This window comes from Pseudomonas sp. GW821-FHT07G10, assembly GCF_059418545.1.
In genome coordinates this window covers 592,247-612,471 of sequence record NZ_JBWKQB010000001.1, presented here as the reverse complement: position 1 = coordinate 612,471, position 20,225 = coordinate 592,247, and the positions used below count along the sequence as shown (strand labels likewise).

Sequence of the window (20,225 nt, the reverse complement as noted above, 5' to 3'; positions counted from 1 at the left end):
TCAGTCATGAACGGTTTCTCCAGTCTTTTTACTTTTGAACATATCCAGCGCCAGCATTACCGCACCAACACTGATGGCGCTGTCGGCAAAGTTGAATGCCGGGAAATACCAGCGATTCTGCCAATGCACCAAAATGAAATCGATCACATGGCCCAAGGCAATGCGGTCGTACAGGTTGCCCAGAGCACCGCCAAGAACCAGCGCCAGCGCAATCGCCAGCCAGGTTTCGTTGCGCCCCAGACGCTTGAGCCAGATCACCAGCACCGCACTGACCACGATCGCGATCAAAGCGAACAGCCAGCGTTGCCAGCCGGAGCTGTCAGCCAGGAAACTGAACGCTGCACCGGTGTTGTAGGCCAGCGTCCAGCTGAAGTAATCCGGGATCACCACAATTTGCTGGTACATCGTCAGCGAGCCTGCGAAGTAGAACTTGCTGGCCTGGTCAATGACCAGTACCAGCACGCTCAACCAGAGCCAGCTCAGCCGTCCGAAACGGCTAGCAGCGTTAGGCATAGTGACGAACCTCGCCAGCACCGCTGATGTTGTCGACGCAGCGGCCGCAGATTTCCGGATGCTCGGGATTGATCCCGACGTCCTCGCGGCAATGCCAGCAACGGGCGCACTTGGCGAAAGAGGACTTGACCACTTTCAGCTTGAGGCCAGCCACTTCGGTTTCCACTGCATCGGCCGGCGCTTGCACCAATGGTGCAACGCTGGCGGTCGAGGTGATCAGGACGAAGCGCAGTTCGTTGCTCAGCCTGGCCAGGTCGGCCGACAGCGACTCCTCGGCGAACAGCGTCACTTCAGCCTGCAGGTTGCCGCCAACGGCCTTGGCCGCACGCTGGTTTTCCAGTTCTTTGTTGACCGCGACCTTGACCGCCATGATCCGCTCCCAGTAGGCGCGGTCCAGCTCGAAGCCTTCCGGCAACTCACTGAGGCCTTCGTACCAGGTGTTGAGCATGACCGATTCGTTACGCTCGCCCGGCAGGTACTGCCACAGCTCGTCGGCGGTGAAGGCCAGAATCGGTGCGATCCAGCGCACCAGCGCTTCGCTGATGTGGAACAACGCGGTCTGGCAGGAGCGCCGGGCCTTGCTGTCGGTGCCAGTGGTGTACTGACGGTCCTTGATGATATCCAGGTAGAAACCGCCCAGCTCCTGCACGCAGAAGTTGTGCACTTTCGAGTAAACGTTCCAGAAACGGTACTCGCCGTAATGCTCTTGCAACTCGCGTTGCAGCAACAATGTGCGATCCACCGCCCAACGGTCCAGCGCAAGCATTTCTTCAGCCGGCAGGATGTCGGTGGCCGGGTTGAAACCGGTCAGGTTCGAGAGCAGGAAACGCGCGGTGTTACGGATCCGCCGGTAGGCGTCCGCACTGCGTTGCAGGATTTGCTCGGAAACCGCGATCTCGCCCGAATAGTCAGTGGATGCTACCCACAGACGCATGATGTCGGCGCCCAGGGTGTCGTTGACCTTCTGCGGCGCGATCACGTTGCCCAAGGACTTGGACATTTTGCGGCCGCTCTCATCGACAGTGAAACCGTGGGTCAGCAACTCGCGGTACGGCGCGTGATTGTCGATGGCACAACCGGTCAACAACGACGAGTGGAACCAGCCGCGGTGCTGGTCGGAGCCTTCCAGGTACAGATCGGCACGCGGACCGCTCTCGTGGCCTATCGAGTGCGAACCACGCAGCACGTGCCAGTGAGTGGTGCCCGAGTCGAACCAGACGTCGAGGGTATCGCTGATCTTGTCGTAAAGCGCTGCTTCGTCACCGAGCAGCTCGGCAGCGTCCATCTTGAACCAGGCTTCGATACCTTCCACTTCGACGCGTTTGGCAACTTCTTCCATCAGTTCGACGGTACGTGGGTGCAATTCACCGCTTTCCTTGTTCAGGAAGAACGGAATCGGCACGCCCCAGTTACGCTGACGGGAGATGCACCAGTCCGGACGGTTGGCAATCATCGAGTGCAGACGCGCCTGGCCCCAGGCCGGAACGAACGTGGTGTCTTCAATGGCCTTGATCGCACGCTTGCGCAGGGTCTCGCCGGTAGCCGGCTGTTTGTCCATGCCGACGAACCACTGCGCGGTAGCGCGGTAGATCAGCGGTGTCTTGTGGCGCCAGCAGTGCATGTAGCTGTGGCTGATGGTTTCGGTGTTCAGCAATGCACCGACTTCAGCGAGTTTGTCGACGATGGCCGGGTTGGCTTTCCAGATGAACTGGCCGCCAAAGAACTCCAGCGAAGGGGCATACACGCCGTTACTCTGCACTGGCGTGAGGATGTCGTCGTTGACCATGCCGTAACGCTTGCAGGTCACGAAGTCGTCTTCACCGTAGGCTGGCGCGGAGTGAACCACGCCGGTGCCCGCGCCCAGTTCGACGTAGTCGGCCAGGTAAACCGGCGACAGACGATCGTAGAACGGGTGACGGAAATTGATCAGCTCCAGTGCCGCGCCTGGAACGGTGGAGATCACCGAACCTTGCAGGTTGTAGCGAGCCAGGCAGGATTCGACCAGCTCTTCAGCCAGCACCAGCAGCTTGTCGCCGACATCGACCAGGGCGTACTCGAACTCCGGGTGAACGTTCAGCGCCTGGTTGGCCGGGATGGTCCACGGGGTAGTGGTCCAGATCACGATCGAGGTTGGCTTGCTCAGGGCAGCAACGCCGAAAGCGGTCGCCAGTTGGGCTTCGTCAACGATCGGGAAGGCTACGTCGATGGTCGAGGACTTTTTGTCCTGATACTCGACTTCCGCTTCAGCCAACGCCGAGCCGCAGTCAAAACACCAGTTCACGGGCTTGAGCCCCTTGAACACGAAACCGCCCTTGACCATTTCCGCCAGAGCACGGATTTCTCCAGCCTCGTTGGCAAAATCCATGGTTTTGTAGGGGTTGGCGAAGTCGCCGAGCACGCCGAGGCGGATGAACTCGGACTTCTGCCCTTCGATCTGCTCGGTGGCGTAGGCACGGCACAGCTCGCGGGTTTCGTCCGCGGACAGGTTCTTGCCGTGAGTCACTTCGATTTTGTGTTCGATCGGCAGGCCATGGCAGTCCCAGCCCGGAACATAAGGCGCGTCGAAACCTGAAAGGGTTTTCGAGCGGATGATCATGTCCTTGAGAATTTTGTTCAGCGCATGACCGATGTGAATAGTGCCGTTGGCGTACGGAGGACCGTCGTGCAGAACGAACTTCGGACGATCCTTACCAATCTCACGCAACTTCTGGTACAGGCCAATGCTGTCCCAGCGCTGCAGAATCTGCGGTTCGCGCTGAGGCAGGCCGGCCTTCATCGGGAAGGCGGTGTCCGGAAGGTTTAACGTGGCTTTATAGTCGGTCATTTAAGGCTCTTCATTAGCGATTGGCGCTAGGTGCGGCATAGGCACGGGCGGCGGCGACATCCGCATTGATCGCCGTCTTAAGCGCCTCCAGAGAGGCAAAACGCTGCTCTTCGCGCAGCTTGTGGTGGAAAACCACCGTCAAACGCCGGTCATACAGATCGCCGGCAAAATCTAAAAGATGGACTTCCAGGTGGGCTTTGCCATCACCTGCAACCGTTGGCCGAACGCCTATATTGGCGACACCGGGCCAGGGTTGACCGTCGATTTCGACACTTACCAGATAAACCCCAGTCAGTGGCACGCGACGGCGTTTGAGTTGCACGTTGGCCGTTGGCGTGCCCAATTGGCGCGCCAGCTTCTGCCCATGCAGTATCCGCCCGGCAATCTGGAACGGACGACCGAGCAGACGCTCGGCCAAAGCAAAATCAGCAGCGGCCAAGGCATTGCGTACCTGGGTGCTACTGACACGTATACCGTCCAGTTCAACGGTCTGCGCCGCTTCGACGGTAAAACCCTGAACGATCCCGGCCTGTTGCAGAAAATCGAAATCCCCTGCCCGATCGCAGCCGAAACGGAAGTCGTCACCGACCTCCAGATGCTGCACTCCGAGGCCATCGACCAGAATAGTATCGACGAACTCGGCGGCGCTGAGCTTGCTCAAGCGTTGATTGAAGGCCAGGCACAAGACCCGGTCGACACCCTCGCAGGCCAGCAGCTGCAGCTTGTCGCGCAATCGCGCCAAGCGGGCTGGAGCCGTGTCTGGCGCGAAAAACTCACGCGGCTGCGGCTCGAAAATCACCACACAGCTGGGTACGCCCAACTCAAGCGCACGCTCACGCAGCCTGGCCAGGATAGCCTGGTGACCACGGTGAACACCGTCAAAGTTGCCAATAGTGGCGACACAGCCCCGATGCTGGGGGCGCAAATTGTGGAGGCCTCGAACCAGCTGCATAACACGCTTCTTGCTCATAAAGTGGTCGATTATAACCACACCCGGCGGCCGACGACAGGCAACACCGCAACCCAAAGTGGTCGAACCGATAAAATCGACGTTTGACCCGTACTTATCCGCGAAAAATCGTTAGTTCAACGCCTTGCGATTGAAATCCCGAAGGCGGAAGCCCATCAGCGCCAGCATGCCGAAGTACGCCACCACGCCCGCCACGACCAACGCCCCCAGACGCAGGAAACGCTCAAGCATTTGCCCCTGATCCCAGGCCGGCATGAACCGCATCGAACCCAGCAATACCGCGGACATTACCGCCACCGCGACCACCAGCTTCAGACCAAACTTCCCCCAGCCCGGTTGCGGCTGAAACATTTTCTTCTTGCGCAGTTGATAAAACAGCAGACCGGCATTGATGCAAGCGCCGACGCTGATGGCCAACGCCAGGCCCGCATGCTTCAGCGGCCCGATAAAGGCAAGGTTGAGCAACTGCGTGACGATCAGCGTGAAGATGGCGATTTTGACCGGCGTACGGATGTTTTGCTGCGCATAAAAACCGGGAGCCAGCACTTTGATCACTATGATCCCGAGCAACCCCACCGAATAGGCGATCAAGGCTCGCTGGGTCATCAACGCGTCAAACGCACTGAAATGGCCATACTGGAACAGCGAAACGGTCAGCGGCTCGGCCAGAATCCCCAGCGCCAGAGAGCACGGCAGCACCAGCATGAAACACAGGCGCAAACCCCAATCGAGAATCCGCGAGTATTCGTGGCGATCCTTGTTGGCATAGGTCTTGGCCAGCGTCGGCAACAGAATTGTCCCCAGCGCCACACCCAGCACCCCGGACGGCAGCTCCATCAAGCGGTCAGCGTAATACATCCAAGACACCGAGCCCGCCACCAGGAACGAGGCAAAGATGGTGTTGATGATCAACGATATCTGGCTCACCGAAACCCCGAGGATCGCCGGCAGCATCTGCTTCATCACCCGCCAGACGCCAGTATCACGCAGGTTCAGGCGCGGCAACACGAGCATGCCGATCTTCTTGAGGTGCGGCAGCTGGTACAGCAACTGCGCCAGACCGCCAGCCAGGACTGCCCAGCCCAATGCCATGACCGGTGGATCGAAGTACGGTGTCAGGAACACCGCAAAGATGATCATGCTGACGTTGAGCAGGGTCGGCACAAAGGCCGGCACAGAGAAACGGTTCCAGGTATTGAGAATCGCCCCGGCCAGCGAAGACAGGGAGATCAGTAATATATAAGGAAAGGTCACCCGCAGCAGATCGGACGTCAGCGCGAACTTTTCCGGTGTATTGGCGAAACCCGGCGCGGTCGCCCAGATCACCCAGGGCGCAGCAATCATCCCCAGCGCCGTGACCAGCGCCAACACCAGCGTCAGCAAGCCCGAGACGTAGGCAATAAAGGTGCGCGTCGCCTCTTCACCCTGCTGGCTTTTGTATTCAGCCAGAATCGGTACGAATGCCTGGGAAAACGCCCCCTCGGCGAAGATTCGCCGCAGCAGATTGGGCAGTTTAAACGCAATAAAGAACGCATCCGTGGCCATCCCTGCGCCAAATGCGCGCGCGATGATGGTGTCACGCACAAACCCCAGAACCCGGGAAAGCATCGTGATAGAGCTGACGGCGGCCAACGACTTGAGCAGATTCATTGAAAGAGTTTTTGCCTGTAGATAAAGAGCAGGCGAACAAAGCGCCCACATATGCGATACTCCGCGCCGCAACAGCACAGAGCCAAAGCTCGCGAGTTTACAGGTCGCACGCCGGAAAGAAATATCCCGGCGCTCCGCATCTACCACTCAGCGGAACGCATCACCCGCCCTTGACAAGACTTCAACTCATCGGCATGATTCGCGGCCTATTTTGTTTGCTATTTCCTAAAAAGTCTTTCGAGGAGCTCGACGGTGGCCAACACACCTTCCGCCAAAAAACGTGCAAAACAGGCTGAGAAGCGTCGCAGCCACAACGCCAGCCTGCGTTCCATGGTTCGTACCTACATCAAGAATGTAGTTAAAGCCATCGACGCAAAAGACGCTGAAAAAGCGCAAGCTGCTTACGTTCTGGCCGTGCCAGTTATCGACCGTATGGCCGATAAAGGCATCATCCACAAGAACAAAGCTGCTCGCCATAAAGGTCGCCTGAATGGCCACATCAAGGCTCTGAACCTTGCTGCTGCAGCCTAAGCGACACGCTTGTTAAAAAACCGACCCCAGGGTCGGTTTTTTATTGCCTGCGATTTGAGCCTGAAAGCCGAGAAATGCAGCGCCCGAGACATCGCCTTCGCAGGCAAGCCTCACCCCCTACGGATCGCACACCTTGCAGGAGCGAGGCTTGCCCGCGATAGCGATCCTCAGATCACTGATGCGCCCAAGGCAGAATCGGAATCGCGGTCACCGCATTCTGCGGACTGCCCTCGATCAGACGGTCGCTGTAGACCAGATAAACCAGGGTATTGCGCTTCTTGTCGAGAAAACGCACCACTTGCATGGTCTTGAACACCAGGGACGTGCGCTCCTTGAACACCTCTTCACCATCCTTGAGCTCACCCTTGAAGCTGATCGGCCCGACCTGACGACAAGCGATGGACGCCTCCGACCGATCCTCAGCCAATCCCAACCCACCCTTCACACCACCCGTCTTGGCGCGCGACAGGTAGCAAGTCACGCCATCGACCTTCGGATCATCGAAAGCCTCGACGACGATACGATCATTCGGCCCGACGAATTTGAACACGGTCGATACCTGTCCGATTTCTTCCGCCGAAGCCAGCAGCGGCATCGCCAACAGCAGCCCCAACAACCCTTTTGCCATGCGCATACGCGTTTTCCTTAAACCAGAATCAGGTTATCGCGGTGAACCAGCTCCGGCTCCGCCATGTAACCCAACAAACCGACAATCGCCTCAGACGATTGACCGATGATTTTTTGCGCCTCAAGCGCACTGTAGTTGGCCAGACCACGAGCGATCTCACGACCATCCGGCGCCACGCACACCACCATCTCACCGCGACGGAAGCTGCCCTGAACCAGCTTCACGCCGACCGGCAGCAAGCTTTTGTTGCCTTGAGACAACGCCGATACCGCCCCTTCGTCCAGCACCAGCGTGCCGCGAGTCTGCAAATGCCCAGCCAGCCATTGCTTGCGTGCCGCCAGCATGCCACGCTCAGGTGACAGCAAGGTGCCGATGCGCTCGCCCGCCTTCAAACGGTCCAGCACCCGCTCCAGACGCCCACCCACGATGATCGTGTGAGCCCCCGAACGCGCCGCCAGACGTGCCGCGCGCAATTTTGTCTGCATGCCACCACGACCCAGCGCACCGCCGGTGCCGCCCGCGACCGCATCCAGCGCCGGATCATCGGCACGCGCCTCGTAAATCAGCTTGGCATCGGGATTGTTACGCGGATCAGCATCGAACATGCCGTCACGATCCGTGAGAATCACCAGCAGATCAGCCTCGACCAGGTTGGCCACAAGCGCTGCCAGGGTATCGTTGTCTCCGAAACGGATTTCGTCGGTGACCACCGTGTCGTTCTCGTTGATCACCGGAATGACCTTGAGCTCAACCAGCGCGCGCAAGGTACTGCGAGCATTGAGGTAACGCTTGCGGTCGGACAAGTCATCGTGAGTCAGGAGAATTTGCGCTGTGTGCCGGCCATGCTTGGCAAAGCTCGACTCCCAGGCCTGCACCAGCCCCATCTGACCAATGGCGGCAGCGGCCTGCAACTCATGCATCGCACTGGGTCGTGCAGTCCAGCCAAGGCGACTCATACCCGCCGCCACCGCCCCTGAGGACACCAGCACCAGCTCGACACCCGCCTCATGCAACGCGACCATCTGCTCAACCCAGACACCCATTGCCGCGCGATCCAGCCCTTTGCCGTCAGCCGTCAGCAAAGCGCTGCCAATCTTCACGACCCAACGCTGCGCACCTGTCACCTTGCTCCGCATCATCTTCCAACCTTTGCCGGCGAGCGGCGCGACCCAGCGCCACCCATGCGATTATTCGTATTTGCGTTTTACAGACACCAAAACGCCGCTCTAAAGAGCGGCGCCTTGGAAACTGGCTTGCGAGCGATGATAACACCGCCCCCCACCAGATAAACCGTCATTGCCGACAGGCCTCACTCCTGCAAGGGCGAGGCCGCCACAAATGAATCAGTCACGAACGTAAATGATTTCCGGACCATCTTCATCATCCACATCTTCTTCATCCCAGTCATCATCGCCGATGTCGTGGACCGACTTCACACCGCTGCGTCGCAGGGCGCGCTGGTCATCCAGGGCCTGCAACTGGGCACGGGCTTCATCTTCGATGCTCTGATCAAGCTCGGCCAGCTCTTCCCTGTAGACCGGGTCGTTAGCCAGACGATCGGCACGATCCTCCAGATAACGCATGATGTCGCGCGTCAGGCGCTCGGTACCTTCTTTGGCGATGGCCGAGATTACGTAGACCGGACCAGTCCACTCCAGACGATCAACGATCTCCTTGACCCGAGCCTCATGCTCTTCCTCAAGAATCTGGTCGCACTTGTTCAGCACCAACCAGCGATCACGCTCAGCCAGGGACGGGCTGAACTTGGTCAACTCGCTAACGATGACTTCAGCAGCGTCTGGAGCACTGGTTTCATCCAGCGGCGCCATGTCGACGAGGTGCAACAACAGACGGGTACGCGACAAGTGCTTGAGGAAGCGAATCCCCAGGCCCGCACCGTCGGAAGCCCCTTCGATCAGCCCCGGAATGTCGGCAATGACGAAGCTCTTCCAGCGATCGACGCTGACCACACCCAGGTTTGGCACCAGCGTGGTAAACGGATAATCGGCAACTTTCGGCTTGGCCGCCGAGACCGAACGGATAAAGGTACTTTTGCCGGCGTTCGGCAAACCCAGCAGGCCGACGTCAGCCAACACCTTCATTTCCAGCTTGAGATCACGCTGCTCGCCCGGCTTGCCCGGCGTAGTCTGGCGCGGCGCGCGGTTGGTACTGGATTTGAAACGGGTGTTGCCCAGACCGTGCCAGCCGCCATGAGCCACAAGCAGACGCTGGCCGGCCTTGGTCAGGTCGCCAATGACTTCTTGCGTAGCAGAGTCGATGACGGTGGTACCGACCGGAACCCGAAGCACCAGCTCTTCGCCTTTTTTACCGGTGCAGTCAGTGCTGCCGCCGTTGGCGCCACGCTCGGCATCGAAGTGCCGGGTGTAACGATAGTCCACCAGGGTGTTGAGGTTTTCGTCGGCGATCATGAAGACCGAGCCGCCATCACCACCATCACCACCGTTCGGACCACCGTTTTCGATGAATTTTTCCCGACGGAAACTCATGCAACCATTGCCGCCGTCGCCAGCTTTTACTCGAATCGAAACTTCATCAACAAACTTCATAACAAAACGCCTCTCGCCATACGGACGAGCCGAAAAACACTAAGACATAAGACTCTTGCAAAAATGAGCGCAGCGACCTCAATCAACGACCGCACAATCCAGCGCCAGCAGCCCATACAAACAGTTTTGCAAGAGACTCACCCCACAAACGAAAAAGCCCCGTCGCAAGACAGGGCTTTTCCAGCAACTACGCAATTACGCCGCGACGACTTCAGTCTTCGGGACGATGCTCACGTAACGGCGACCGAAGGCGCCCTTAACCTGGAACTTGATCACGCCTTCGATTTTAGCGAAGAGAGTGTGATCCTTACCCATGCCAACACCGTAACCGGCGTGGAATTGGGTGCCGCGCTGACGCACGATGATGTTGCCCGGAATGATAACCTGGCCGCCATACATCTTCACGCCAAGGCGTTTGGCTTCTGAGTCGCGACCGTTACGGGTACTACCACCAGCTTTTTTGTGTGCCATGAGTTCAATTCTCCTAGTGAGGAATTAGGCTGAAATTAAGCCTGAATACCGGTGATTTTGATCTCGGTGTACCACTGGCGGTGGCCCATACGCTTCATGTGGTGCTTACGGCGACGGAACTTGATGATGCGGATTTTATCGTGACGACCTTGGGAGATCACTTCAGCCACAACGGTAGCGCCAGGAACAACTGGAGCACCGATATTCACGTCGTCGCCATTGGCAACCAACAGAACGCGATCAAAAGTAACGGATTCGCCGGTAGCGATTTCCAGTTTTTCGATCTTCAGGTATTCACCTGGGGCGACCTTGTATTGCTTGCCACCAGTAACGATTACTGCATAAGACATGGTATTTCTCCGATAATCCTGCTCACCCAGCTCTTTATAAGAAGAGGTATTGGCTGGCATGGCTGCATGAGGCTGGAACGGCCCAGATGCAATTGCGTAAGGCAGGTGCTGCCCAGGAAGTTCAGGGTGCGCGATTGTACGCAAGCGGGGAAGGCGATGCAAGTGGCTGAGTATAGCGCCTTGACACCTGCGGACCTGAGTCCTAGCATGCCGCGCAACCCTTCTGGAGCACCTGTCGCTGATGCAACCCCAAGCTTTCTACCGCGCGGTGGCGGACGATTTTAGCGCCGTCGACGGCATCATCAAGAAGCAGCTGACTTCCCGAGTGCCGCTGGTATCAAAAATCGGCGATTACATTACCTCGGCCGGCGGTAAACGCCTGCGCCCTTTATTGGTATTGCTGTGTGGCAAGGCCCTGGGTCGCGAAGGCGATGACATGCGCCTGCTCGCCGCGACCATCGAGTTCCTGCACACCGCCACCCTGCTTCACGACGACGTGGTCGACATGTCAGGCATGCGCCGTGGCCGCTCGACCGCCAATGCCATGTGGGGCAATGCCCCGAGCGTGCTGGTTGGCGACTTCCTGTACTCGCGCTCCTTCGAGATGATGGTCGAACTGGGCTCGATGCCAGTGATGAAGATCCTTTCGCAAGCCACGCGAATCATCGCTGAAGGCGAAGTGTTGCAGTTGTCGAAGGTTCGTGACGCCAGCACCACCGAAGAAACCTACATGGAAGTCATCCGCGGCAAGACCGCAATGCTCTTCGAGGCCTCGACCCACAGTGCCGCAGTCCTGGCCGACGCCACGCCTGAACAGGCTGAAGCGCTGCGCACCTTTGGCGATCACCTTGGCGTGGCCTTCCAACTGGTTGATGACCTGCTGGATTACCGCGGCGATGCCGAAACCCTGGGCAAGAACGTCGGTGACGATCTGGCCGAAGGCAAACCAACCCTGCCGCTGATCTACACCATGCGCGAAGGCACTGCCGAGCAAGCTGCACTGGTACGCCAGGCGATCCAGAAAGGTGGTATCGAAGACCTCGAAAGCATCCGCGCCGCCGTGGAAGCCTCCGGCTCTCTGGACTACACCGCACAACTGGCCCGCGATTACGTGGCGCGCGCCATCACCTGCCTCGAAGCGCTGCCAGCCAGCGAATACCGTGATGCACTGGTCGAGCTGAGCGAGTTCGCAGTCGCCCGCACGCACTAAGACCAAGACCGCCAAGGGTCGCTTCGCGACCCGACGCAGCCGCTGCTACAGCAGCGCGTAACACCGCCCTCCACCCGTCCCACCAAAACCCTATATAATGTGCGCTTTTTAGCCATCCTGAATCCAAGGAGCCTTAGTGAGCACGTTGCCACCCTGCCCGAAATGCAATTCCGAATACACCTATGAAGACGGCGCCCATCTGATCTGCCCGGAATGTGCCCACGAGTGGTCCGCTAGCGGCGAAGCCGAGGCTACGTCCGACGAATCCGTTAAAAAGGACTCGGTCGGCAATGTCCTGCAAGATGGCGACACCATCACCGTGATCAAGGACCTCAAGGTCAAAGGCACGTCACTGGTGGTCAAGGTCGGCACCAAGGTCAAGAACATCCGCCTGTGCGATGGCGACCACGACATCGACTGCAAGATCGACGGCATCGGCCCGATGAAGCTCAAGTCCGAGTTCGTCAGAAAGGTCTGAGCCTGCGGCTTCCATCCCGCGCCTTGTGCGGGATGGCGCTTCACCCTCCCCCTGCAAACACCCCCGCATCAATAGCAAAAGGCCAGTCCTTTTGACTGACAACAATGCCCGCACAGAAAAAACAGAAACCGCCAATAGGTACTTGCCATTAATTGAATAAGAACTATTCTCATCGGATCCCATTAAAGGAGATGAGAACCATGACTTACTTGATCGATGCCTGGCTGGACCGCCCACACCCTTACCTCAGGATCCTGCATCGGGAAACCGGGGAAGTCTGTGCGGTATTGGAAGAAGAAGCATTGAATGAGCTGCAGGATCAAGGCGACCTGGACGTCAACGGCCTGAGTTCCAGCGAACCCGTGGTGCTCAAGGAGTTGGTGCGCAACCTGTTTCTGTTCTGCTACGCGCGGGCACTGCGCCCTGTGAATGATCTGAACACAAAGTTCCAGATATGACTGACGCAAAACCTGTAGGAGCCGAGCTTGCTCGCGATGCGCATAACCCGGTTTAATCATGAAACCGTGTCGATGCCATCGAAAGCAAGCTCGGCTCCTACATTCAGGTCTTACAGTACGTCGAGCAGCTCGACGTCGAATACCAGTACGCTGTGCGGCGGAATGCTGCCAACGCCTTGCGCGCCGTAAGCCAGCTCGCTCGGCACGTACAGACGCCATTTGCTACCGGCGTTCATCAGTTGCAGGGCTTCGGTCCAGCCAGCGATCACGCCGCCGACCGGGAATTCTGCAGGCTGACCACGATCGTAGGAGCTGTCAAATACAGTGCCGTCGATCAGAGTGCCGTGGTAGTGAGTACGCACGCTGTCTTCACGGGATGGCTTGGCGCCAGCACCGGCAGTCAGTACTTCGAATTGCAGGCCGGAAGCCAGAGTGGTGATGCCGTCACGCTTGGCGTTTTCAGCCAGGAATTCCAGACCAGCACCAGCAGCCGCTTCAGCCTTGGCTGCCGCTTCGGCTTGCATGATTTCACGGATAACCTTGAAGCTGGCGGACATTTCTTCCTGGCCAACACGGCTGTCCTTGCCGGCGAAGGCGTCGGTCAGACCTGCCAGGATCGCGTCCAGGCTAACGCCCGGTGGCGGGTTGTCACGCAGTTGGTCGCCCAGCTGACGGCCAATACCGTAGCTGACGCGGGTTTCGTCGGTGGACAGATTTACTTCGGACATAACGCTGCTCCGCTGTGCGGACGGCTCTGGAAATTGCCGTGCGTGCACAGCGCATTCCGGGGCGCCCGGAACCAAAAGGGCGAGCAGACTAGCACACAAGTCGGCCCCGTGATGAACGCGCATCCGAGCCGTCAGGCAGAATGGAAAGCGATCGGCACCCGCAAGCTTTCCTCGGCGCTGCCCGACATCCCACACATTTCATCGTGAACCGAGGTGTGAATCAGATTGAACGGCAGCTTCGGAAAGGCATGGAGGACTTCGCGCGCGTGTTCCACCGAACGCAGATGAAGCATCTGGCCATGAGTGTCGCTCAACGGATAGGCCGCGCCATGTATGCGCGCTTCTATCAAATAAATCCCGCCTTCGAGCGAGATCAGGTTCAGCTCGTCAACCTTCCCGGCGATCGCATAAGCATTCAACTCTTGCAGGTTCATGACCGCACCTCGCGCAACTTAAACTTGGCCCAGGACAGTTACAGGCATATGCCTCGCCGCACAAAAGCACAAGCCAGAAACGCCACCGCCCGTCCGTTTTGCAACGGCCGGGCGGCTCACAACTTCGCTCAGAGCAATCAGTGCTTGGTCAACTTGTCCAGGTAACCCATGGCGAAGGCTGAGATCACGAAGGTCATGTGAATGATCACGTACCACTTCAGATGCTCAGGATCGACATTCTTCGCATCCATGAATATGCGCAGCAAGTGAATCGAGGAAATCGCCACGATCGAGGCGGCCACCTTCATTTTCAATGAAGAGGAGTCCATCGTGCCAAGCCAGTTGAGCTTTTCCTTTTCTTCATCGATGTCGAGCTGGGAGACGAAGTTTTCGTAACCGGAAATCATCACCATCACCAGCAAGCCACCCACCAGCGCCATGTCGATTAACGACAACAACACCAGAATCAGATCCGACTCGGCCATTGAGAACACGTCGGGGATAACGTGCGAGACTTCCTGGAAGAATTTCAGGGCCAGGGCCAGCAAGCCAAGGGACAGACCGAAGTAGATAGGCGCCAGCAACCAGCGCGAGGCGTACATTGTATTCTCGATAAAGCGTTCCATTAAATCTCACATCAGGTCTGAAAATGGCGGCAAGTATATCAGCCGGTCAAAAACCCATAAACCGCAGAGAAATCCATGACCTGCGCGTCTGCCAAGGTTTTTTTCTGCTAGTGTCGAAGACATTCACGCAGCTCACTGACGTCGGACAGGAAGACTGAACAATGGATTTGCGATTCCCTTTAGCGAGTGTTGGCCTGTTCATCGCACTACTGATCTGCGGCGGCTGCTCACCCAGCGATGGGAAGTCGCAGACCAGTCTCGAAGACAAGACCGCGCAGTTCGAGAAGTCTCTGGACGCTATCGAGGATCCGAAACTCAAGGACGCCGTGGCCAATCTCGGCGGCTCTTTACTGTTGCTTGAGCGCGCCCAACTCAAACTCAAGAGCAAGCCCATCGAAACCGAGTACGGTGAAGATGCCATGGCCTTGCTTAAACACTATCCAAGCCCGCAAGCCTTCGTCGACACCTACATCAACGGTCTGTTCGTACTGCGTAAATCGTCCGACTCCGACTACCTGACCGACCTGCAGCCGGTGTTCCCCTTCAACTTCAGCATGGCAGCAGAGTTCCCGTTTCCTCACGATCTGGAATGGCAGTCGGTAACGTTAAGCAACAAAAAAGTCGTTCCCTTCCAGCCCGAATGGTCGGAAACCGATCCCGGCATTCAGTTCAGTCCTTCGAGCTCCAACCTGACCAACCCCGATGATCTGACGGTAACCTACCCCTACATCGAAGGCCTGGAAGTCGAAAACAAAAATCAGCCTCAACCGGTGACACTACAGGGCAAGGTGGAAGTCATCGCGCCGCGCAAGGTATTCACCTTTGACCTGACAAAAAAGGACGTGGGTAAAAAGCGCACCGATGAAAACATCACCGTCACGCTGTTGACCCTGGGAAAGAACTACGCGGAAATCGAACTGAGTAACAGCGCATCGCTGGCACCTGAGGTCAGTGCAACTCCGCTCAACCCGCTGATTGTTCAGGCCAAAGACACGACCGGGCAATTCCTCGCGCGCTCGGGCTCGATCAACGAGAACGCCAGACAAGTCGCGTTCTATGAAAAACAATTGGCCGAAATGCAGAAGCAGAAGGCCTGGAGCGAGACCTTCGAGAAACAGCTTGAGGATGAACAGCGCACATTCGAATACCAGCAGACCAGCCATTACACCAAGGTCTACTTCAACGGCGCGATCGAGAACCTGGAAGTCAGCGTGCTCGACTTCTCGGGCGCCACGGTCACACGCAAGGATCTGCAGTTACCGGTGCGTCGGTTCGACAGGAACACCACCGAGAGAACCATCCAGAGCCTCTCACTGCCCGTGGTGGTGTATGACGACCAGGCAGCGACCTGGCTGAAGGACGCGACCCTCGACGAGGACAAACTGAAGAAAAGCATCACCATCAGCCAATCCGTCGAAGACCCCAGTGCTGCGCGCATCGAATTCGATCATCCGAAAACCTTCAATGATGAGCTACTGGGCTCCTCTTTCAGTGCCGGCGACACACCCGTGACCTTCTTCACTCAAGACGAGAACGGCAAACGCGCCGGCCCCATAGAGCTGCCACCTGAAGCCTTCCAGGTCGATCCGCTACGCGCCACGATCACCTACGACCTGAATCTGTTTCCGGAAACACCGACCTACGCCATCGGTTCTGTGCCATTTTTTCTCGCCAGCATCAAAAAAAACACCCTCGCAGCAGGCCAGCTGCCTAAAGGTCTCGAGCTCAAGGGCAATGCCTTGATTGTCGACCAGAAGTTGTTCCCGTCGCAGGACTGGCGCTTTTACGCCAAGGACGACAGCGGTAATTACTTGAAGGAAATTCTTGCGGTCAGTCATAGCGCGACCGCCGACGGGCCGGCGTTATCGGATGTGCATTACTTCTACGGCCAGCCGACCCATCTGGAGACCTACCAGCGCACCGAACTGAACACTGTCGAATATGGCTTCGAGGTCAAACTCGACAAAGCGGAAACAGAAAACCCTGTCGAGTAAGCGTTTCAGTGTCCAGGATGCATTCAAAAGTCGCCCGAGGGGCGACAGCGCCCGCCGTTGATTTCCCGCAACTGCGCCTGTAGGTGCAGGCACCAGATTTGCGGATCATCGGCCAGTTCGTAGCCATGTAACGTCAGGCTTTCAACGATGGTTTCAAGGATCGATTCGGCCACAAAAGGCCCATGAAACGGGCCTTGAGCCTTGATGGCGGAAGGTTGTTCTCCGGCCATTCCGGCGGCGAAGAGTAAGGTCCACATACCTGTATCCCCTGCAAGCGGGCGAATGCTGCATTCGATACGGGTAACCAGGCCAAGGCATTGGCGGGTAAGGCTGAGGTTGCGCGACATAGCGGCGACCCTCGGTAGATCCGGTATTCAGCCTCCACAGGAAGGCTGTCTCGATCCAGTGATTACTGTCGATATCCTTGCCCTGAGAATAGAGGAAAAGTCTGGACTGCATGGTCTGCGAAGACCAGCGGCACCAAATGGTCATTTTTCGAACATTGACGTCAGTTTTGTGGCGAAGAGGCTCTCCCCCTCGCCACAGGTCAGCCTCAGAGAGGTTTGGCCGCTGCCAGCGCCTCTTGAATTGCCTCTTTTTCCGCTTCTTTTTCTGCTTCTTTGAGGTCTTCATCGCTGACCATTTCGGCGATCACTCGCAGACGCTCAACCACCCGCGCGTTGACGCTACCCTCAGGGAATTGCCCCTCTGCATCCGGCTCGCCGGCAGGTTCACCGACCAGCAGACTCAGTGCTTCATCAGCCTGGCGCACCGCGTAGACGTGGAACTGCCCGGCCCGCACCGCCGAAAGCACGCGCTCATCGAGCATCAAGGTCGCGACGTTGGCCTGCGGGATGATCGCGCCCTGCTCACCCGTCAAACCGCGGGCTTCGCAGAGACGGAAGAAACCTTCAATCTTCTCGTTGACCCCTCCGACCGCTTGAACCTCACCGAACTGGTTGATCGACCCGGTGATTGCAAAGCACTGCTTGAGCGGCGTTTTCGACAGCGCCGAAATCAAGGTGCAGGCTTCGCCCAAAGAGGCGCTGTCACCGTCGACATAGCCGTAGGATTGCTCCAGGGCGATACTCGCGGAGATCGCCAACGGGAACTCCTGGGCGTAGCGGCTACCCAGATACCCGGTAAGGATCATCACGCCCTTGGAGTGGATCGGCTGCCCAAGGTTGACCTCACGCTCGATGTCGACAATACCACTGCCGCCCGGGTAGACCGTGGCGGAAATCCGCGCCGGTATACCGAACGCCGAGTCACCGACTTCGAGCACCGTCAGACCGTTGCACTTGCCCACCGCCGCGCCCGCGGTGTCGATCAGGATGATCCCCGCCAGCATGTCGTCGAGAATCCGCGCAGAAACGCGTCCAGTGCGGGTCGCCTTGGCTTTCAAGGCACGTTCGATGTGCCCGGCATCGGTCATCTTGTCGCCGGCCAGATGACGGATGAAATCCGCTTCGCTGACCAGCTGGAACAGATCACCGATACGTGCTGACAACCGCCCCTGATGCTCGGCCAGGCGTGCGCTGTAGGTCGCCAGGCGCGCCACGGCATCAGCGGTCAGCGGCGCCATGCCTTCTTCCGAGGTACGGGTTTTCAGCAACTGAGCGAACTGCTCAAGGCTTTCATCGACCATCGGGATGTCTTCGTCGAAGTCCACCAGCACCCGGAACATTTCCTGGAAATCCGAATCCAGGTCTTGCAGCGCGTAGTAAAGCTGCCTCGCACCAATGATGACGACCTTGACCTGCAACGGAATAACCTGAGGTGCCAGCGTTACCGTTGCCAGCCGCCCCAGCTCGCCCAGCGGTGATTCCATTTTCAGTTTGCGCGACTGCAACGCGCGCTTCAGCGCATCCCAAACGAACGGCTCGCTGAGCATTTTCTCGGCTTCGAGGATCAGGAAACCACCGTTGGCCCGATGCAAAGCCCCCGGGCGCAATTGTCGATAGGTGGTGTAGAGCGCGCCCTGATCGGTGCCGTATTCGATACGGCCGAACAGGTTGTCGTAGGTCGGGTGCGGCTCGAATACCACTGGCGCACCGCCGCTGGCGTGGTGCCCGACAACAAGGCTGGGGCCGTACTGTTCTTCCAGAAGCTTGCGGGCCACCGCGTCGGTCTTGCTGTCGTCGACCAATTGCTCGACCACGGTTTTCAGCAGGTAAACCTGCATGGCTTGCAGATAACCGCACACCGCGGCGTTTTCCGCATATTTTTCCGAAAGAGGCGCCAACAGCGGCTGCAAGGCCAGGGTGATGGTTTCTTCGTTGAGGTGGCGCATCTGGTTGCTGGATTCACGCTTCCATTGCGGCAGACTCGCCAGCTCTTCGTTGAGGCGTTCTTCCAGTACGGCGATATCGGTGTGGAAACGCTCGCGCTCGGCTTCCGGCAGTTGCGCGAACTCGGCCTCGTCCAGCGCCTTGCCTTCGCTCATCGGGGTGAAGGCGATGTTGGTGCTGTCGCGATAAAGGGCGACTTCCTTTTCCAGGGCCAGGCGCTCGATCACATCCAGTGCGCGGTCGTAGCGCTGGTTGAACGCGCGGTCGATGGCGCTTTTCTTTTGCTGGTAGGAAGGGTGCTCGAACACTGCCGGGAAGGTCGCCAGCAGGTTATCGATCAGACCATTGATATCGGTAATGAAAGCACCGGCCGCGCCCGAGGGCAGCTCCAGCGCACGTGGCTCGCGCGGCTCATCGAAATTGTTGACGTAGACCCAGTCCGCCGGGGTTTGCAGACGTTTGCCTTCGGCTTTGAGGTAGCGTTTGACGAATGAAAACCGGCCAGTGCCGGGCTCTCCCATGACAAACACGTTGTAACCGGGGCGCGGCATGGCCACGCCGAACTGCAACGCTTCGACCGCACGCTCCTGGCCTAGCACACCGCGAAAAGGCTCCAGATCATTGGTTGTAGAGAAGCTGAACTGTTCAGCGGAAAACGGACGTGTCAGCGCTTCGGGCGCTAGACGCAAGCTGGCAGCAACAGGATCAGGCATCGGGCTTCCTTACATCAGGCGGGGCAGATAACGGCATTCTGGCGCCGGGTGTACCCGGCTGGCAAGGCACGCTGTAGACGAAAGCATAGACAAGTAACAAACCCAAGGCGGGCCGGGGTAAATGGCTCTTTTGAGGAATGTTTTGCAAAAAATCACGGAACCCCTGGTTCGTGCCTAAACTCCAGACTGCGCGGCTGGACTAATAACCGGCCCAACTGGCACCGGCACGGGCCAGACCCCCTTGTCCAAAAGAGAACATAGCTATGAAACGGATTCTTCTCGGTACTCTCTTCACCGTTGTATCTCTCAATGCAATGGCCCAGGCGCCAGGCGGTCCGGACTGCGGCTGGGGCAATATGCTGTTCAAAGGTCAGCGTGGCACCCCGGCCCACTTCCTGGCATCTACCACCAACGGCACTTCTGGCAACGCAACTTTCGGAATGACTTCCGGCACCAACGGCTGCGCGACCAACGCTGAGCTGACCTACGGTGGCAAGTCCTGGATTGCCATGAATGGCATGATGAACGAGCTGTCCGAAGACATGGCCAAGGGTCAGGGCGAAGCGCTGACGACCTACGCGGTGGTGCTCGGTGTGGCGCCTGAAGACCGCGCGCATTTCGCTGCTGTCACCCATGAGCACTTCCAGCAAATCTTCAACAAGGCCGATGTGACCGCCGAGGATGTGCACACCAATACCCTGGCCGTACTGAAAGGCGATGCTCGTCTGGCCAAATATGCTACCCCGGCTTAAGCTCGACCCTCCCGCTCCTTTGAAGGGGCGGGATTTG

At 58.1% G+C, this 20,225-nt stretch carries 20 protein-coding genes; 6 read left to right on the top strand and 14 right to left on the bottom strand.

What is annotated here, in order from left to right:
* From lspA to murJ, 4 genes are all read right to left on the bottom strand, one after another.
* Nucleotides 1–513: a signal peptidase II gene (gene lspA / locus AC07O1_RS02775; protein ID WP_494993609.1), complete on the bottom strand. Its 513-nt coding sequence runs from the start codon at nucleotides 511–513 to the stop codon at nucleotides 1–3.
* On the bottom strand, nucleotides 506–3,337 hold the full coding sequence (ileS, locus tag AC07O1_RS02770; RefSeq protein WP_494993608.1) for an isoleucine--tRNA ligase: 2,832 nt from the start codon (nucleotides 3,335–3,337) through the stop codon (nucleotides 506–508). Before ileS ends, lspA begins: the two co-directional genes overlap by 8 nt.
* A gap of 13 nt (nucleotides 3,338–3,350) precedes the next feature.
* Entirely contained in the window at nucleotides 3,351–4,289 is a 939-nt protein-coding gene (ribF, locus tag AC07O1_RS02765) for a bifunctional riboflavin kinase/FAD synthetase (protein WP_495011315.1), read from the bottom strand.
* A 129-nt stretch (nucleotides 4,290–4,418) separates the two neighbouring features.
* Nucleotides 4,419–5,957 carry a murein biosynthesis integral membrane protein MurJ gene (murJ, locus tag AC07O1_RS02760; protein ID WP_495087842.1) on the bottom strand — a complete coding sequence of 513 codons (1,539 nt, stop codon included), beginning with the start codon at nucleotides 5,955–5,957 and terminating at the stop codon, nucleotides 4,419–4,421.
* Between the two features lie 252 nt (nucleotides 5,958–6,209).
* Between murJ and rpsT the strand changes: the two genes are divergently transcribed.
* The gene (gene rpsT / locus AC07O1_RS02755; protein ID WP_003215870.1) at nucleotides 6,210–6,488 is read left to right on the top strand and encodes a 30S ribosomal protein S20; all 279 of its coding nucleotides are present in this window, start codon (nucleotides 6,210–6,212) and stop codon (nucleotides 6,486–6,488) included.
* A gap of 172 nt (nucleotides 6,489–6,660) precedes the next feature.
* On the opposite strand, the gene AC07O1_RS02750 is transcribed toward rpsT, so the two are convergent.
* From AC07O1_RS02750 to rplU, 5 genes are all read right to left on the bottom strand, one after another.
* Nucleotides 6,661–7,122 (bottom strand): CreA family protein, encoded by a 462-nt coding sequence (locus AC07O1_RS02750; RefSeq protein ID WP_494993605.1) that lies wholly within the window; start codon nucleotides 7,120–7,122, stop codon nucleotides 6,661–6,663.
* An 11-nt stretch (nucleotides 7,123–7,133) separates the two neighbouring features.
* Nucleotides 7,134–8,252 (bottom strand): glutamate 5-kinase, encoded by a 1,119-nt coding sequence (gene proB, locus AC07O1_RS02745; protein ID WP_494993632.1) that lies wholly within the window; start codon nucleotides 8,250–8,252, stop codon nucleotides 7,134–7,136.
* A gap of 207 nt (nucleotides 8,253–8,459) precedes the next feature.
* Entirely contained in the window at nucleotides 8,460–9,683 is a 1,224-nt protein-coding gene (gene cgtA / locus AC07O1_RS02740) for an Obg family GTPase CgtA (protein ID WP_494993604.1), read from the bottom strand.
* Between the two features lie 195 nt (nucleotides 9,684–9,878).
* Nucleotides 9,879–10,154: a 50S ribosomal protein L27 gene (gene rpmA / locus AC07O1_RS02735; protein WP_150641122.1), complete on the bottom strand. Its 276-nt coding sequence runs from the start codon at nucleotides 10,152–10,154 to the stop codon at nucleotides 9,879–9,881.
* 35 nt (nucleotides 10,155–10,189) lie between these two features.
* Nucleotides 10,190–10,504 carry a 50S ribosomal protein L21 gene (gene rplU, locus AC07O1_RS02730; protein WP_003443915.1) on the bottom strand — a complete coding sequence of 105 codons (315 nt, stop codon included), beginning with the start codon at nucleotides 10,502–10,504 and terminating at the stop codon, nucleotides 10,190–10,192.
* 241 nt (nucleotides 10,505–10,745) lie between these two features.
* Here rplU and AC07O1_RS02725 point away from each other — a divergent pair, with 241 nt between their 5' ends.
* The 3 genes from AC07O1_RS02725 to AC07O1_RS02715 all read left to right on the top strand — a co-directional run bounded on the left by AC07O1_RS02725 (nucleotide 10,746) and on the right by AC07O1_RS02715 (nucleotide 12,650).
* Nucleotides 10,746–11,714 carry a polyprenyl synthetase family protein gene (locus AC07O1_RS02725; RefSeq protein ID WP_494993603.1) on the top strand — a complete coding sequence of 323 codons (969 nt, stop codon included), beginning with the start codon at nucleotides 10,746–10,748 and terminating at the stop codon, nucleotides 11,712–11,714.
* A 136-nt stretch (nucleotides 11,715–11,850) separates the two neighbouring features.
* On the top strand, nucleotides 11,851–12,192 hold the full coding sequence (locus AC07O1_RS02720; RefSeq protein ID WP_494993602.1) for a zinc ribbon domain-containing protein YjdM: 342 nt from the start codon (nucleotides 11,851–11,853) through the stop codon (nucleotides 12,190–12,192).
* Nucleotides 12,193–12,392: 200 nt separating this feature from the next.
* A complete protein-coding gene (locus AC07O1_RS02715) occupies nucleotides 12,393–12,650 on the top strand; it encodes a PA4570 family protein (protein ID WP_494993601.1) in 258 nt (85 codons plus the stop codon).
* Between the two features lie 110 nt (nucleotides 12,651–12,760).
* On the opposite strand, the gene bamJ is transcribed toward AC07O1_RS02715, so the two are convergent.
* The 3 genes from bamJ to AC07O1_RS02700 all read right to left on the bottom strand — a co-directional run bounded on the left by bamJ (nucleotide 12,761) and on the right by AC07O1_RS02700 (nucleotide 14,438).
* On the bottom strand, nucleotides 12,761–13,378 hold the full coding sequence (gene bamJ / locus AC07O1_RS02710) for a BamJ family beta-barrel-assembly machinery protein (RefSeq protein ID WP_494993600.1): 618 nt from the start codon (nucleotides 13,376–13,378) through the stop codon (nucleotides 12,761–12,763).
* Nucleotides 13,379–13,509: 131 nt separating this feature from the next.
* On the bottom strand, nucleotides 13,510–13,812 hold the full coding sequence (locus AC07O1_RS02705) for a DUF6482 family protein (protein ID WP_495087841.1): 303 nt from the start codon (nucleotides 13,810–13,812) through the stop codon (nucleotides 13,510–13,512).
* A 137-nt stretch (nucleotides 13,813–13,949) separates the two neighbouring features.
* Entirely contained in the window at nucleotides 13,950–14,438 is a 489-nt protein-coding gene (locus tag AC07O1_RS02700) for a TIGR00645 family protein (protein ID WP_494993598.1), read from the bottom strand.
* Between the two features lie 161 nt (nucleotides 14,439–14,599).
* On the opposite strand from AC07O1_RS02700, the gene AC07O1_RS02695 reads away from it, so the two are divergent.
* Nucleotides 14,600–16,432: a hypothetical protein gene (locus AC07O1_RS02695; protein ID WP_495087840.1), complete on the top strand. Its 1,833-nt coding sequence runs from the start codon at nucleotides 14,600–14,602 to the stop codon at nucleotides 16,430–16,432.
* A gap of 23 nt (nucleotides 16,433–16,455) precedes the next feature.
* Here the strand turns inward: AC07O1_RS02695 and AC07O1_RS02690 are convergent, their stop codons facing one another.
* Together AC07O1_RS02690 and AC07O1_RS02685 are read right to left on the bottom strand one after the other, a co-directional pair.
* A complete protein-coding gene (locus AC07O1_RS02690; RefSeq protein WP_494993596.1) occupies nucleotides 16,456–16,779 on the bottom strand; it encodes a PA4575 family protein in 324 nt (107 codons plus the stop codon).
* Between the two features lie 206 nt (nucleotides 16,780–16,985).
* A complete protein-coding gene (locus tag AC07O1_RS02685) occupies nucleotides 16,986–19,436 on the bottom strand; it encodes a Lon protease family protein (protein WP_495011313.1) in 2,451 nt (816 codons plus the stop codon).
* Nucleotides 19,437–19,699: 263 nt separating this feature from the next.
* On the opposite strand from AC07O1_RS02685, the gene AC07O1_RS02680 reads away from it, so the two are divergent.
* A complete protein-coding gene (locus AC07O1_RS02680; protein WP_494993594.1) occupies nucleotides 19,700–20,188 on the top strand; it encodes a DUF3015 domain-containing protein in 489 nt (162 codons plus the stop codon).
* Nucleotides 20,189–20,225 lie beyond the last annotated feature (37 nt).

What these genes read in the sequence shown, in the direction of transcription:
- AC07O1_RS02750 (WP_494993605.1), bottom strand. Translation starts at nt 7,122, where the DNA reads ATGCGCATGGCAAAAGGGTTGTTGGGGCTGCTGTTGGCGATGCCGCTG.
- AC07O1_RS02680 (WP_494993594.1), top strand. Translation starts at nt 19,700, where the DNA reads ATGAAACGGATTCTTCTCGGTACTCTCTTCACCGTTGTATCTCTCAAT.
- AC07O1_RS02690 (WP_494993596.1), bottom strand. Translation starts at nt 16,779, where the DNA reads ATGTCGCGCAACCTCAGCCTTACCCGCCAATGCCTTGGCCTGGTTACC.
- AC07O1_RS02700 (WP_494993598.1), bottom strand. Translation starts at nt 14,438, where the DNA reads ATGGAACGCTTTATCGAGAATACAATGTACGCCTCGCGCTGGTTGCTG.
- rplU (WP_003443915.1), bottom strand. Translation starts at nt 10,504, where the DNA reads ATGTCTTATGCAGTAATCGTTACTGGTGGCAAGCAATACAAGGTCGCC.
- AC07O1_RS02695 (WP_495087840.1), top strand. Translation starts at nt 14,600, where the DNA reads ATGGATTTGCGATTCCCTTTAGCGAGTGTTGGCCTGTTCATCGCACTA.
- AC07O1_RS02715 (WP_494993601.1), top strand. Translation starts at nt 12,393, where the DNA reads ATGACTTACTTGATCGATGCCTGGCTGGACCGCCCACACCCTTACCTC.
- cgtA (WP_494993604.1), bottom strand. Translation starts at nt 9,683, where the DNA reads ATGAAGTTTGTTGATGAAGTTTCGATTCGAGTAAAAGCTGGCGACGGC.
- AC07O1_RS02705 (WP_495087841.1), bottom strand. Translation starts at nt 13,812, where the DNA reads ATGAACCTGCAAGAGTTGAATGCTTATGCGATCGCCGGGAAGGTTGAC.
- ribF (WP_495011315.1), bottom strand. Translation starts at nt 4,289, where the DNA reads ATGCAGCTGGTTCGAGGCCTCCACAATTTGCGCCCCCAGCATCGGGGC.
- proB (WP_494993632.1), bottom strand. Translation starts at nt 8,252, where the DNA reads ATGCGGAGCAAGGTGACAGGTGCGCAGCGTTGGGTCGTGAAGATTGGC.
- rpmA (WP_150641122.1), bottom strand. Translation starts at nt 10,154, where the DNA reads ATGGCACACAAAAAAGCTGGTGGTAGTACCCGTAACGGTCGCGACTCA.
- AC07O1_RS02725 (WP_494993603.1), top strand. Translation starts at nt 10,746, where the DNA reads ATGCAACCCCAAGCTTTCTACCGCGCGGTGGCGGACGATTTTAGCGCC.
- ileS (WP_494993608.1), bottom strand. Translation starts at nt 3,337, where the DNA reads ATGACCGACTATAAAGCCACGTTAAACCTTCCGGACACCGCCTTCCCG.
- murJ (WP_495087842.1), bottom strand. Translation starts at nt 5,957, where the DNA reads ATGAATCTGCTCAAGTCGTTGGCCGCCGTCAGCTCTATCACGATGCTT.
- lspA (WP_494993609.1), bottom strand. Translation starts at nt 513, where the DNA reads ATGCCTAACGCTGCTAGCCGTTTCGGACGGCTGAGCTGGCTCTGGTTG.
- bamJ (WP_494993600.1), bottom strand. Translation starts at nt 13,378, where the DNA reads ATGTCCGAAGTAAATCTGTCCACCGACGAAACCCGCGTCAGCTACGGT.
- AC07O1_RS02685 (WP_495011313.1), bottom strand. Translation starts at nt 19,436, where the DNA reads ATGCCTGATCCTGTTGCTGCCAGCTTGCGTCTAGCGCCCGAAGCGCTG.